Annotated in this window: 12 protein-coding genes; 5 read left to right on the top strand and 7 right to left on the bottom strand. The window is 53.2% G+C overall.

Annotated elements, in window-relative coordinates:
• Window positions 1–52 precede the first annotated feature (52 nt).
• The 4 genes from ACUY4Q_RS03305 to ACUY4Q_RS03290 are packed head-to-tail and all read right to left on the bottom strand — an operon-like array spanning window position 53 to window position 3,032.
• Window positions 53–508, bottom strand: a complete 456-nt coding sequence (locus ACUY4Q_RS03305) for an S-ribosylhomocysteine lyase (RefSeq protein ID WP_458045675.1) — start codon at window positions 506–508, stop codon at window positions 53–55.
• Window positions 509–542: 34 nt separating this feature from the next.
• Entirely contained in the window at window positions 543–1,211 is a 669-nt protein-coding gene (locus tag ACUY4Q_RS03300) for a methionine ABC transporter permease (RefSeq protein WP_458045674.1), read from the bottom strand.
• Window positions 1,204–2,217 (bottom strand): methionine ABC transporter ATP-binding protein, encoded by a 1,014-nt coding sequence (locus tag ACUY4Q_RS03295; protein WP_458045673.1) that lies wholly within the window; start codon window positions 2,215–2,217, stop codon window positions 1,204–1,206. The genes ACUY4Q_RS03300 and ACUY4Q_RS03295 overlap by 8 nt, the downstream gene beginning before the upstream one ends.
• Window positions 2,218–2,225: 8 nt before the next feature.
• Window positions 2,226–3,032 (bottom strand): MetQ/NlpA family ABC transporter substrate-binding protein, encoded by an 807-nt coding sequence (locus ACUY4Q_RS03290; RefSeq protein ID WP_458045672.1) that lies wholly within the window; start codon window positions 3,030–3,032, stop codon window positions 2,226–2,228.
• A 237-nt stretch (window positions 3,033–3,269) separates the two neighbouring features.
• Here ACUY4Q_RS03290 and ACUY4Q_RS03285 point away from each other — a divergent pair, with 237 nt between their 5' ends.
• The 4 genes from ACUY4Q_RS03285 (at window position 3,270) to sstT (ending at window position 8,288) form a co-directional block, all read left to right on the top strand.
• A complete protein-coding gene (locus ACUY4Q_RS03285) occupies window positions 3,270–4,457 on the top strand; it encodes an aminotransferase class I/II-fold pyridoxal phosphate-dependent enzyme (protein WP_458045671.1) in 1,188 nt (395 codons plus the stop codon).
• Window positions 4,458–4,555: 98 nt separating this feature from the next.
• Window positions 4,556–5,554: a Gfo/Idh/MocA family protein gene (locus tag ACUY4Q_RS03280; protein ID WP_458045670.1), complete on the top strand. Its 999-nt coding sequence runs from the start codon at window positions 4,556–4,558 to the stop codon at window positions 5,552–5,554.
• Window positions 5,555–5,864: 310 nt separating this feature from the next.
• A complete protein-coding gene (locus tag ACUY4Q_RS03275; protein WP_458045669.1) occupies window positions 5,865–6,830 on the top strand; it encodes a TerC family protein in 966 nt (321 codons plus the stop codon).
• A 213-nt stretch (window positions 6,831–7,043) separates the two neighbouring features.
• Entirely contained in the window at window positions 7,044–8,288 is a 1,245-nt protein-coding gene (gene sstT / locus ACUY4Q_RS03270) for a serine/threonine transporter SstT (RefSeq protein ID WP_458045668.1), read from the top strand.
• Window positions 8,289–8,302: 14 nt separating this feature from the next.
• Here the strand turns inward: sstT and ACUY4Q_RS03265 are convergent, their stop codons facing one another.
• The 3 genes from ACUY4Q_RS03265 to uxaC form a co-directional block, all read right to left on the bottom strand.
• A complete protein-coding gene (locus ACUY4Q_RS03265) occupies window positions 8,303–8,857 on the bottom strand; it encodes a YgjV family protein (protein ID WP_458045667.1) in 555 nt (184 codons plus the stop codon).
• Window positions 8,858–8,942: 85 nt separating this feature from the next.
• A complete protein-coding gene (locus ACUY4Q_RS03260; RefSeq protein WP_458045666.1) occupies window positions 8,943–10,430 on the bottom strand; it encodes a UxaA family hydrolase in 1,488 nt (495 codons plus the stop codon).
• Window positions 10,431–10,446: 16 nt separating this feature from the next.
• Entirely contained in the window at window positions 10,447–11,859 is a 1,413-nt protein-coding gene (gene uxaC / locus ACUY4Q_RS03255) for a glucuronate isomerase (RefSeq protein ID WP_458045665.1), read from the bottom strand.
• A gap of 458 nt (window positions 11,860–12,317) precedes the next feature.
• On the opposite strand from uxaC, the gene ACUY4Q_RS03250 reads away from it, so the two are divergent.
• Complete coding sequence (locus ACUY4Q_RS03250) at window positions 12,318–13,622, top strand: MFS transporter (RefSeq protein WP_458045664.1); 1,305 nt, start codon at window positions 12,318–12,320, stop codon at window positions 13,620–13,622.
• The last annotated feature ends 124 nt before the right edge of the window (window positions 13,623–13,746 follow it).

Raw genomic sequence — 13,746 nt, 5'->3', positions numbered from 1 at the left:
TTCTCCGGGTGACCACGGCGGTCTGGCCGCTGAAATCCAGACTGTTCATTGTTTACGCCCTGAACGGGTCGTCGCTGATCCCGGCGTTCAGTACCAACTTCGCGTACTCCTGGGCGGAGAAGAGCGAGTGGTCGCGATAGTTACCGCAGGCCAGTTCAGTGACTGCCGGAACGTCAGTGGCCGTGACCACGCGCTGCAATACGCGGGTGAGCGCTGCGGCGATGTTTTTCGGGTCGTGCTCATCCCACAGGATCAGGTAAAACCCGGTACGGCATCCCATCGGCGAAATGTCGATAACCCCGTCCAGTTCTTCTCGCAGACCGAAGGCCAGCAGGTGCTCAAGGGTGTGCAGCGCCGCGGTCGGAATCGCATCCACATTGGGTTGCAGGAAACGTAAGTCGAATTTCTGCACCACGCTGCCCAGTTTGTGGCGTTCATAGCCCGCAACGCGGACATACGGGGCTTTCACTTTGGTATGGTCGAGGGTAAAGCTCTCTACAACAGGCATTTTTTTCACTCCTAAAGAAAACGTAAAAACAGGCTCACTCGCGGCGCAGGCGGCGAGCAAAGCGGGTTCCGAGGGTCTGAATAAGCTGGACGATGACAATCAGCACCAGTGCGGTGATAAGCGTGGCGAAGGCATCGAAACGCTGATAACCATAGGTAATGGCCAGATCGCCGATACCCCCTCCCCCCACCGTGCCGGCCATGGCGGTTGCGCCCAGCAGGCCGATGGTGGCGGTGGTCAGGGCCAGAATCAGGGAGGATGCGGCCTCCGGCAGCATAAAGTGCCAGATGGTCTGCAAGGTGGTGGCCCCCATGGCATCGGCGGCTTCTAAAATGCCCTCGTCCACTTCCAGCAGCGAGCTTTCCACCAGCCGCGAGATATAGGGCGCAATAAAGACAATCAGCGGCACGATAGCCCCAACGGTGCCGATGGTGGTGCCCACCAGCAGCCGGGTGAAGGGCAAAATGGTGATCAGCAAAATGATAAAGGGCAGCGACCGGACAACGTTTATCGTCGGGTTAAGCGCCTGATGGACAAACCGGTTCGGTAAAATCCCACCGGGGCGGCACACCACCAGAACGATACCCAGCGGAATGCCGAGCAGGGAGCCAAAGGCCAGCGAGACACACACCATCACCAGCGTGTCGTGCAGCGCGAGCAGGAACTGATCCCCGGTGACGGCGGTGTCAATTAACTCAAACATGGGTGATTTTCACTCCTGCATCACGTAGGTAATCAATAGCGCGGCCGGTATCGATTGGGCTGCCGGTCATCTGCACAATCATGAAACCGAGGATCCGCTCCTGCACCTCGGACATGGAGGCAAAGAGGATATTCACCTCAATGTCGAAGTCTTTGATGATGCGATTAATAATCGGCTGCTGTGCGGTGATGCCGACAAATTCCAGCCGCAGCGCCTGGGCCTCGCCGTCGCGTTTCAGCACTTCTTCAACCCGTGTGGGCAGGGAGTCGTGAATCACGGAATGCACGAAGTTCGCCGTCACCGGATGCTGCGGCTCCGCGAACAGTTTGAACACCTCGCCCTGCTCAACGATGGTGCCGTTTTGCATCACCGCCACTTTGTTGCAGATACGCTGAATGACCGACATCTCGTGGGTGATCAACACAATGGTGATGCCATAACGACGGTTGATCTCCTGCAACAGCTGCAGGATCTGCACGGTGGTGTGCGGATCTAACGCCGAGGTCGCTTCATCACACAGCAGCACCGACGGGTTAGTCGCCAACGCACGGGCAATCCCTACGCGCTGCTTCTGCCCGCCCGACAGTTCATTGGGATAGCTGTTCACTTTGTCGCTCAAATTGACGAAGGCCAGCAGCTCCGTCACGCGCGCCTGAATAAAGGCTTTGTCCCGGCCCTGTAAGATGAGGGGAATGGCAACATTGTGAAAAACGGTTTTCGAGTTCAGTAAATTAAAATTCTGGAAAATCATGCCAATTTCTTTCTTGACGGCATGCAGGCGCTTTCCATTTATACCCTGTAAGGACTCACCATTAACCACCACCTCTCCCTGGCCCGGCGATTCGAGACGATTGATTAAACGTAGCAGCGTACTTTTACCCGCACCGCTGTAACCAATAATCCCGAAAATATCGCCTTTGCCAATACTAAGATTAATGTTATTAAGCGCCAGAACAGGATTACCGTTACGGGAAAATGTTTTACTGACCTGGCGAAATTCAATCATGGTAGTGCTCATTTCAAATAATCAGGTAGCAGATAACCGTTATATTGCTCATGGGTCAGAATATAATTTTTGAAATCAGCGGAGTGATAGCCGTCAATAATATCCTTAGCAAAGGGTGCGTCTTTATTTTTACCGGCAATGGTCACAACGTTAATAAACTGACTCACCGGGGTTTCCAGCTTTAATGCCGAATTAAGTTTCAAACCACTGGAGACCGCGAAGTTACCCTGAATCAGGCCGTAGTCCACATCCGGTAAGGCGCGAACCTGCTGGGCGTTATCCATCTCTTTGAGCACAATTTTATAGGGGTTTTCAAGGATGTTACGCTGAGAGAAGGTAGCCGGATCGCTGTCTGGCTTCAGTTTTACCCAACCCAGACTTTGCAGGACCAACAGCGCGCGGTATTCATTCGGTGGCTGATTGGGCACCGAAATGACCGTGCCTTCTGCCGGCGTTTTTAGCGCTTTGATTTTGCCGCTGTACAAGCCCATCGGTGGGGTTGGCACTTGTACAATGCCGATGTTATCAATGCCCAGCCTTTCATTGACCGATTTCAGATAAACCGGGTGCTGCATAATATTGGCTTCTATATTGCCACGGGCAACGGCATCGTTGACCTGAATACCATCGCTAAAATCTTTATATTCGACTTTATAACCTTTTTTAATAAGATAAGGCGCCACACCTTTTTCAAATTGTTCTTTATAAGGACCGGGATTAAAACCGACGCGAATGAGTTTATCCTGCGCCGCAGCAAGAAATGATGAAGATGAAAGTACAGCAAAGACGAAACCAAATAATATTGGCTTATTCATAACGCATTATCCCTGTCGGTTGGTGATTGAATTTGATTAAATCACAGCCGTCTGTGCGTTGTCAGTCAGATTGACGACTTTCATTTTGCTTTTTTGTACTATCGATAATCAGGTTGGCTATATATAAAAAACAGCAATGGACAGTTTATTTTTTGCTTAAGGGAACGATGGCAAATAATGTTAACGATGGGTCAGTTATGCAATAGTCAATTATCGTTTTATGACACCGAGATAACCATGCCTGAATTTCGTGCCTCGCAATTAGTCGATGAACTGGAAGAAAATTTATTTAGCGTGCTGGAAAAGCTGGCCTCCCAGGTCAATACCGAGGATCTCCCCCTTATCGATCTCTCCAGCGGCAGCCCGGATCAACCGACGCCGCCGGAAGTGGTCGCCTCCGTTCAGGCAGCCATTACTGATAGCAAAAATCACGGCTACCCCTCCTTCTGGGGTAAACCTCAGGTGCGTCAGGCGATCGCTGATTTTTATCTGCGCCATTACGGGGTGGAATTAGATCCCGACACCGAAGTAGCAGTGTTTCAGGGATCGCACATTGGCGTGGGCGGGATCCCGCGCGCGGTGGTGAACCCCGGGCAGTACATCATCTCCACCGACCCTTGCTATCCCATTTACCGTTCGGCAGCGCGCCAGTCACAGGCGCATTTCTTTGGGCTTGTGGTCAGCGAAGAAAGCCAGTTCCTGCCCGATTTTGCCGATGTGCCGGATGAGGTTGCCTGTCACGCCGGGCTGGTTATCCTCAACTACCCGCACAACCCAACGGGTGCGCTGGCGACACCCGAACTCTTTGCCGATGCGTTGCAGTTTGCCCAGCGCCACAACGTGCCGCTGCTGCATGATTTCGCCTATGCGGCGATTGGCAGTACGCATGAAGATGTGCCGCTAAGCCTGTTTTCTCAGCCGGATGCGAAAGAGTGGGGCGTCGAAACCTATACCTTCTCGAAGACCTTTAATATGGCGGGCTGGCGCTTTGGTTTTGCGGTGGGTAACGCCTCGATTATCAAAGCCTTTAAAAAGCTGCATACCCACAGCTACAGCACCGTGTTTGGCGCGATTCAGGATGCCGCCATCACCGCCCTTTCACTGCCGGATGAGCGTCTGCAACAGCTTGTGGCGGTCTACCATCAACGGCGTAAACGGGTCGTGCAAAAGCTGGCTGAACTGCGCTGGCCCGTGCGGGAATCACAAGGCACTTTTTTCCTCTGGCTCGCCGTGCCTGGCGGGTTTAGCTCGCAGCAGTTCGCAGAACTGTTGTTACAGGAAGTCCATGTGCTGGTGGCGCCCGGCATCGGTTTTGGCAAAGGGGGTGAGGGGTATATTCGTATCAGCCTGACCGCCGGGGACGCAGCGCTATTGCACGCGCTTGATCGCATTGCTGCCCTGCATCTTTTTGACCGCCAGGCCTGAGCTGCGAGGCGGCTTCCACAATCCGGAATCGACTCTTTTTTCCTCTCCGCCCATCGTGTTACATTGCCGGACAGTGCTCAGTCAAAGGAACTCGCTTAATGATACGTTTTGCTGTCATTGGCACGAACTGGATCACCCGCCAGTTTGTCGATGCCGCCCATGAAACGGGCAAATACAAGCTCACCGCCGTCTACTCACGCAGCCTGGAACAGGCGCAGGAATTTGCCAGGGATTACCCCGTCGAGCACCTCTTTACCTCGCTTGAGGCGATGGCACAGAGTGATGAAATCGACGCAGTCTATATCGCCAGCCCCAATTCACTGCACTTTCCCCAAACCAGGCTCTTCCTCAGCCATAAAAAGCATGTGATTTGCGAAAAGCCGCTGGCGTCGAATCTGCGCGAAGTGGAAGCGGCCATTAAGCTTGCGAAAGAGAATCAGGTGGTGCTGTTTGAAGCCTTCAAGACCGCCAGCCTGCCTAATTTTGTGCTGCTGAAACAGTCGCTGGAAAAAGCGGGCAAAATTCATAAAGCGTTCTTCAACTACTGCCAGTACTCCTCCCGTTATCAGCGTTACCTCGATGGTGAGAATCCTAATACCTTCAACCCGGTGTTTTCTAACGGGTCAATCATGGACATTGGTTTCTACGTGCTGGCCTCAGCGGTGGCGCTATGGGGTGAACCGAAGCGCGTACAGGCGACCGCCAGTTTGCTGGCAAGCGGCGTGGATGCCCACGGTGTCGCGGTGCTGGATTACGGTGATTTCAGCGTAACCCTGCAACATTCCAAAGTGAGCGACTCAGTGCTGCCGAGCGAAATTCAGGGTGAAGCGGGCTCTCTGGTGATGGAAAAGCTCTCTGAATGCCAGAAGCTCTCTTTCGTGCCGCGCGGTGGTAAAGCGCAGGAACTCACTCAACCGCAGCATATCAACACCATGCTGTATGAAGCGGAGGTTTTTGCGCAGTTGGTGGAGGCGCAGACCATTGACCACCCGGCACTCGAGGTCAGTCGAATTACGGCAAAACTGGCAACCGAGATCCGCCGCCAGACCGGCGTGGTGTTCCCAGCCGATTCGGCTGAAGTGACCGCTCAGGCGTAAAGGTATGTAAAACAGATGTTACAGAACATTGACGTGCTGAATGTTCTGTCATACTTTGTTACGAGCAAAGGGGAGTAACTTCGTTGCCGGTGGGCCGTCATTACGATGCCTCTACCCGAAAGATTTTGAGTTGCGGTCCATGCACCTGCGGCTTGAAAGATAACGGGTAGATATGCATCCGGTCGCCGGGCGTCATACCTATGACGTAAGTGAGACCTTGCCGAAAGGCGAGGACCTATTGCATCTAAAGCAAGCGGCTGGCGTCTTTCGACGTTGGCCGTTTTCGTTTTAGGTGTTAAGGAATCTTGCTATGAATACCGTTGGTACACCACTGCTTTGGGGTAGCTTCGCCGTTGTCGTCGTTATCATGCTGGCTATCGACCTTCTGCTTCAGGGGCGTCGCGGCGTCCATACGATGACCATGAAGCAGGCGGCCGTCTGGTCACTGGTCTGGGTTAGCCTCTCTCTCCTGTTTAACGCCGCTTTCTGGTGGTATCTGACGCAGACCGAAGGTCGGGCGGTGGCAGATACCCAGGCGCTGGCGTTCCTTACCGGCTATCTGATTGAAAAAGCGCTGGCCGTCGACAACGTCTTTGTCTGGCTAATGCTGTTCAGCTATTTCGCGGTCCCAGCGGCCTTGCAGCGACGCGTGTTGATTTACGGCGTACTGGGCGCGATTGTCCTGCGTACCATCATGATTTTTGCAGGGAGCTGGCTGATTACCCAGTTCGAATGGCTGCTGTATGTCTTCGGGGCCTTCCTGCTCTTTACCGGTATCAAGATGGCGCTGGCGAAAGAGGACGACAGCGGGATCGGTGACAAGCCGCTGGTGCGCTGGCTACGTAGCCACCTGCGCATGACGGACAAGATTGAAAACGAGCGCTTCTTCGTGCGGAAAAACGGACTGCTGTTTGCCACCCCGCTGCTGCTGGTGCTGATTCTGGTCGAGTTGAGTGATGTGATTTTTGCCGTCGACAGTATTCCGGCTATTTTCGCCGTTACTACCGATCCGTTTATCGTCCTGACCTCGAACCTGTTTGCGATTCTGGGTCTGCGTGCCATGTACTTCCTGCTGGCCGGCGTGGCTGAACGCTTCACTATGCTGAAATATGGGCTGTCGGTGATTCTGGTGTTCATCGGCGTGAAGATGTTGATTGTCGACTTCTACCATATTCCGATCGCCATTTCGCTGAGCGTGGTCGGCGGGATCCTGCTGCTCACGCTGCTTATCAACGCGTGGGTGAATCATCAACACGACAAAAAGAAAATGCCTTAATGAATCCTCCTGCCCGGTCAATGGTAGATTGCCGGGCAGGAAATGTAACTTATTAGTTAAAAAGTATGATGCACTGCGTAAATTCCAGCATTTTATCCTTCCCCCCTCGCCTGTATTCCTTATACTCACTTGGCAAACATTTATTTACATCCAGACATAAATGTGACATTGAGCACATCTGGATGACACACAATTTCACTTAAGGAAAAAGGAATGACTACGCATCGTTCTGCTGGCGTGTTGCAACGTATTGCACGGGGTAGCCTTGTAAAACAAATCATGGTGGGCCTGGTGCTAGGTATTTTACTGGCGTGGGTCTCCACACCCGCAGCTGTGGCAGTCGGTCTGCTGGGTACACTTTTTGTCGGTGCTCTGAAAGCTGTTGCCCCGGTACTGGTACTGATGCTGGTCATGGCCTCTATCGCCAGCCATCAAAAAGGGCAAAAGACCAACATACGCCCTATTCTTTTCCTCTATTTGCTGGGTACATTTTCGGCAGCCTTGACGGCAGTGGTGTTCAGCTTTTTATTCCCTTCATCGTTGCATCTGACTACCGCCGCGGGTGATGTTACCCCACCTTCTGGCATCGTAGAGGTCATGCGTGGGCTCCTGATGAGCATGGTTTCCAATCCGGTCGATGCCCTGTTGAACGCAAACTACATTGGCATTCTGGTGTGGGCCATCGGCCTGGGCTTCGCCCTGCGCCACGGTAACGAGACCACAAAAAATCTGGTGAATGATTTCTCTCATGCAGTGACATTCATGGTGAAAGTGGTGATCCGTTTCGCCCCCATCGGGATCTTCGGGCTTGTCGCGTCGACCCTTGCCACGACGGGCTTCAGTACCCTTTGGGGTTACGCACAGCTGCTGGTTGTTCTTGTTGGCTGTATGGCTCTGGTGGCGCTGATCATCAATCCTCTGCTGGTCTACTGGCAAATTCGACGTAATCCCTACCCGCTGGTACTCACCTGTCTACGTGAAAGTGGCGTATATGCCTTCTTCACCCGTAGTTCGGCGGCCAACATCCCGGTAAACATGGCGTTGTGCGAAAAACTGAATCTTGACAGGGATACCTATTCCGTCTCCATTCCGCTGGGGGCCACCGTCAATATGGCAGGCGCAGCTATCACCATCACGGTACTGACGCTGGCGGCTGTACATACATTGGGTGTGCAAGTGGATTTGCCAACCGCACTGCTGCTTAGCGTTGTTGCATCGCTCTGCGCATGCGGTGCATCCGGCGTGGCGGGCGGGTCATTACTGCTGATCCCACTGGCCTGCAATATGTTTGGCATCTCAAGCGATATCGCCATGCAGGTCGTCGCGGTCGGTTTTATCATCGGGGTGCTGCAGGATTCCTGTGAAACAGCATTAAATTCCTCCACCGATGTGCTTTTTACGGCAGCCGCCTGCCAGGCCGAAGACGATCGTCTGGCAAAAAACGCGTTACGCAATTAACCCATTTACCTTCTTTAGCGCTCAGATGAGGACGCTTTCGTCATCGCGGTTTCGACCTTAAACGGGTCGATACCGCGTTTTTGCATCCGCCAGAATCGAATAATATTCAGGCCATTCATCACCAGGAAGCTGCCTTCAATAAGCGTTCCACCAATTGAACCCAGCCACAGGTTGTGGGTGACCCAGCAGGCGGTCGAGCACCACATGATACAGCGCACTTTTAACCCCTGGCAGCGGAACAGCGCCCAGGTACTGGCCACCGTCCCCACGACAGGTAAGAGCTCCACGGGATGGTGCAGTTTAATCAGGCCAAAAAAGAGGGTCAGCGTGATAAATACCGCCATCACCCAAAGTTTGCGGGTATGCATTGAGATGAGCGTGCGCACCGCATTAAGTTCTGCACTCATCCCCGCAGGCAGCGCACCCATCAGGAAGAAATGCACGCCAATGGTGGCGCTGTAGAGGGAAAGCTGAAGTTTGAAACGCTTTTCGTCGCGGTTAATGAACGTGGTAATACCGATGATAAACGCCAGCACACCTACGCCCTGGGCTAACCAGTACGCGCTCATGGAAGATCCTTGTTAACAGCATAAAAAGAAACGACGCTCCATATTATGAAACGTCGTTTTTAATTTCCAGCACGATGAAAGTTAATTAAAGCGTTACGCCGCTCTTAAATATTGCCAGCTCGCGGAATTCGTTGCGTTCGTTGCAGGTCTCTTTACCGTTGGCAAAATCAACAATCACATCCACAAATTCACTGAGCAATTGCGGCATAGTTTTACCGTGGATCAGCTGGCCGGCATCAAAGTCGATCCAGTGTTTCTTCTTCGCTGCCAGTTCGCTGTTAGTGGCAATTTTCACCGTTGGCACAAATCCACCGTAGGGGGTGCCGCGACCGGTACTGAACAGCACCATATGGCAGCCTGCGCCCGCCAGCGCACTGGTGGCGACCGCATCGTTACCCGGTGCGCTCAGTAGATTGAGGCCATGGGTTTTCAGGCGTTCACCGTAGCGCAGAACATCCACCACCTGACTGGCACCGGCTTTTTGGGTGCAACCCAGCGATTTTTCTTCCAGCGTGGTAATCCCGCCCGCTTTGTTACCGGGCGATGGATTCTCATAAATCGGCTGGTTATGCGCAATAAAGTACTGTTTGAAATCGTTGACCATGGTCACCGTCTTTTCAAAGGTCTCTTCATCGCGGCAGTGGCTCATCAAAATCTGCTCGGCACCGAACATTTCCGGTACTTCAGTCAGCACCGTGGTGCCGCCATTGCTAATGAGATAGTCGGAGAAGCGGCCCAGCATTGGGTTTGCGGTGATGCCAGAAAGACCATCAGAACCGCCACACTCCAGGCCAAACTTCAGCTCGCTCAGCTTGCCCGGCTCACGTTTGTCGTGACGCAGCGCTTCGTAGAGCGCATACATATGTTCAATTCCCGCCTCCACTTCGTCGTCCTGGTGTTGGCAGATCATAAAGTGGACGCGGGACGGGTCATACTCGCCCAGGGTTTCGCGAAATGCATCCACCTGGTTGTTTTCACAACCCAGCCCAATCACCAGCACCGCGCCCGCATTCGGGTGTCGTACCATGTTTTGCAGCATGGTACGGGTGTTTACGTGGTCGTCACCCAATTGGGAGCAACCATAGGTGTGGCTGAACAGGTGAACGCCATCGATATCTGCAGCGTTGTTGGTCTCTTTCAGAAAACGGGTCTGAATCTGACGGGCAATCCCGTTGACGCAACCCACGGTAGGCAGGATCCACAGCTCATTACGGACCCCGACATCACCGTTTGCACGGCGGTAAATCTGAACCTCGCGGTCCCCCGCCGGTGCATGTTCATCAACCAGTTCGGGTTGATAGCTATACTCATCCAGATCGCTCAGATTGGTACGGGCATTATGAGAATGGATATGTTCGCCTGCGGCGATATCCGTTGTCGCATGGCCAATTGGCAGGCCATATTTAACGACGTTCTCACCCATCGGGATGGCCTTAAGGGCAAACTTATGCCCACGAACCACCGCCTGACGCAGGCGAACCTCATGGCCGTCAACAACGACTTCTGTACCTTCGGCGAGATCCGCCAGCGCTACCGCGACATTATCCAGCGAGTGGATCTTGATGTATTGCATATCAACCTCAAACGGCCTAGTTCAGTTCAATCGCGAAGTAATCACGCGCATTGTTAAAGCAGATATTTCTCACCATCTCACCCAGCAGTTGGATATCTGCCGGTGCTTCCCCTGCATGGACCCAGCGACCAATCATCTGGCACAGGATGCGGCGGAAGTATTCATGACGGGTGTATGACAGGAAGCTGCGGCTGTCGGTCAGCATGCCCACGAAGCGGCTTAACAGACCCAGCTGCGCCAGTTGTGTCATCTGACGTTCCATACCGTCTTTCTGATCGTTAAACCACCAGCCGGAACCGAACTGCATCTTGCCAGGCATACCTTCACCCTGGAAGTTACCGATCATGGTCCCCAGCACTTCGTTATCGCGCGGGTTCAGACAGTACAGAATGGTTTTTGGCAGCAGATTCTCTTCATTCTGCTTGCTCAGCAGTTTGGACAGCTCTTCAGCCAGCGGGCGGTCATTGATGGAGTCAAACCCAACATCCGGCCCCAGCAATTTGAACTGACGCAGGTTGTTATTACGCAGTGCGCCGATGTGGTACTGCTGTACCCAACCGCGACGTGCGTATTCCGCGCCAAGCCAGACCAGAACAGCGGTTTTGAACTGCGCCACTTCGCGTTCGCTTAAGGTCTCACCGGAGAGGCGACGCGCCAGGATGCTGTCCAGCTCGGCGTCAGTTGCTTCAGCAAACAGTACAACGTCAAGCGCGTGGTCCGACACTTTACAACCATGTGCTTCAAAGTGGTCGAGACGTTTAGTCAACGCCGTTTGCAGGTCGGCAAAGCGACGGATGTCGGTGTCAGACACTTCACCCAGCTTGCTCATGTAATCGTTAAAGGTTGCCAGCTCAATATTGAAGGCTTTATCCGGGCGCCAGCTTGGCAGCACTTTGATGGAGAAGGTGGTGTCTTTGGCAACCGTCGCATGGTGTTCAAGAGAATCGATCGGATCGTCAGTGGTGCCGACCATCTTCACATTCATCTGCTCCATGATTCCACGGGCCGTAAATTTGTCCTGAGCCAGCAGTTCGTTGCCCAAATTCCAGATTTCATCGGCAGTAGACGGGGAAAGCAGCTTACCTGTAATACCAAATGGGCGACGAAGCTCCAGATGCGTCCAGTGGTATAACGGGTTACCGATGGTGTGCGGTACGGTTGCGGCAAAGGCGTCAAACTTCTCACGATCGCTGGCATCACCGGTGCACAGGCGTTCAGCCACACCGTTGGTGCGCATTGCGCGCCACTTGTAGTGGTCGCCTTTCAACCAGATGTCATACAGGTTTTTAAAACGGTAGTTATCTGCAATCTGCTGCGGCGGCAGGTGGCAGTGAAAGTCAAAAATCGGCTGATCTTTGGCGTAGTCATGGTACAGGCGGCGTGCGAATTCAGTATCTAACAGAAAATCTTCAGTCATAAACGGGGTCATTATCGTCTTCCTCTCAACGAGTGCGTCTGATGCTTACCTTAATGCTGACAAAGTTATCACACCAATTTCTATAGGCTGAGCACTTTTTCGTGAGTTAGATCAATAAACGATGACAAATATTTACAGAAATGGTTGCTCAAATCACTGCCAGGCCGCGCAGCAACTGGCTTTCCCGCCTGAAGTTAAAGACCACACAAAGAAAAACACTTTTGTGATGTCACTCACCTTTTCAAGTTGTATGACAAGTTATCTTTCTGCCGTCGAATACATACGCCGACGGAATGAATTGCCGATACCTCAAAAATCGGCCTTTACGGTACGGATGCCGAATTAAGCACGTTGAATAGCAAGGTTCGGGTTGTTACGGAGCTTTTCCGCTGACGCCCTCCCGTTTTCACCTTCCGACTGCAACCGGCAGGTGACCGCGAAAGCGGAATTACCATAACGATGAGGTTTACATGCGTAAAATTAAAGGGTTACGTTGGTACATGATAGCACTGGTGACGCTGGGCACCGTGCTGGGTTACTTGACGCGTAACACCATTGCTGCGGCAGCGCCCACGCTGATGCAAGAGTTGAATATTTCCACGCAGCAATACTCCTATATTATTGCGGCCTACTCGGCGGCGTATACCATCATGCAGCCTGTTGCGGGTTATGTACTGGATATCCTCGGGACCAAGATTGGTTATGCGGTCTTCGCCGTGACCTGGGCCATCTTCTGCGGCGCGACTGCGCTGGCGGGTAGCTGGGGTGGTCTGGCTCTGGCGCGTGGTGCCGTTGGTGCTGCTGAAGCCGCGATGATTCCGGCTGGCCTGAAAGCCGCTTCCGAGTGGTTCCCGGCGAAAGAACGTTCTATCGCAGTGGGCTACTTCAACGTCGGTTCCTCTATTGGTGCGATGATTGCGCCGCCGCTGGTCGTGTGGGCAATCGTCATGCACAGCTGGCAGCTCGCGTTCATTATCTCCGGCGTGCTGAGCTTCGCATGGGCTATGGCATGGCTGATTTTCTATAAACACCCGCGCGATCAGAAAAAACTGTCTGAAGAAGAACGCGAATACATCATTGGCGGTCAGGAAGCACAACACCAGACCTTTAACGGCAAAAAAATGACCGTGCTGCAAATTCTGGGTACCCGTCAGTTCTGGGGTATCGCACTGCCGCGCTTCCTGGCAGAACCGGCCTGGGGTACGTTTAACGCCTGGATCCCGCTGTTCATGTTTAAAGTCTACGGCTTTAACCTGAAAGAGATCGCGATGTTCGCCTGGATGCCAATGCTGTTTGCTGACCTGGGTTGTATCGTCGGGGGTTACCTGCCGCCGCTGTTCCAGCGCTGGTTTGGTGTGAACCTGATTGTGTCTCGTAAACTGGTTGTGACCATGGGTGCGGTACTGATGATTGGCCCAGGCATGATCGGTCTGTTCACCAGCCCGTACGTTGCAATCGGCCTGCTGTGTATCGGTGGTTTTGCTCACCAGTCACTGTCCGGTGCGCTGATTACCCTCTCTTCTGACGTCTTTGGGCGTAACGAAGTGGCCACCGCGAACGGCCTGACCGGTATGGCGGCATGGACAGCAAGTACCATGTTTGCGCTGGTAGTGGGTGCGCTGGCTGACACCATCGGCTTCAGCCCGCTGTTTGCCGTGCTGGCTGTCTTCGATATTATGGGTGCAGTTGTAATCTGGACGGTGCTGAAAAGTAAATCGGCAGCCGAGCTGGAAGCAGAAAAATCCGCGGTCGGCGGTACCGCCACCCAAAGCTAGCGACACTCCCGTTTGCTATGCAGTCCCCCCAGCCGCCCGCCATCATCGGGCGGCTTTTTCTTCCTCTGTTATGGTGAGAAAGACGCAAAAGTGGTATAACAAATCCACTATTGCCATATCTTAC

This window comes from Phytobacter cepae (assembly GCF_054165735.1).
Note: the sequence above shows the minus strand (reverse complement) of the source record. Positions and strands in the feature narration are given on the sequence as shown.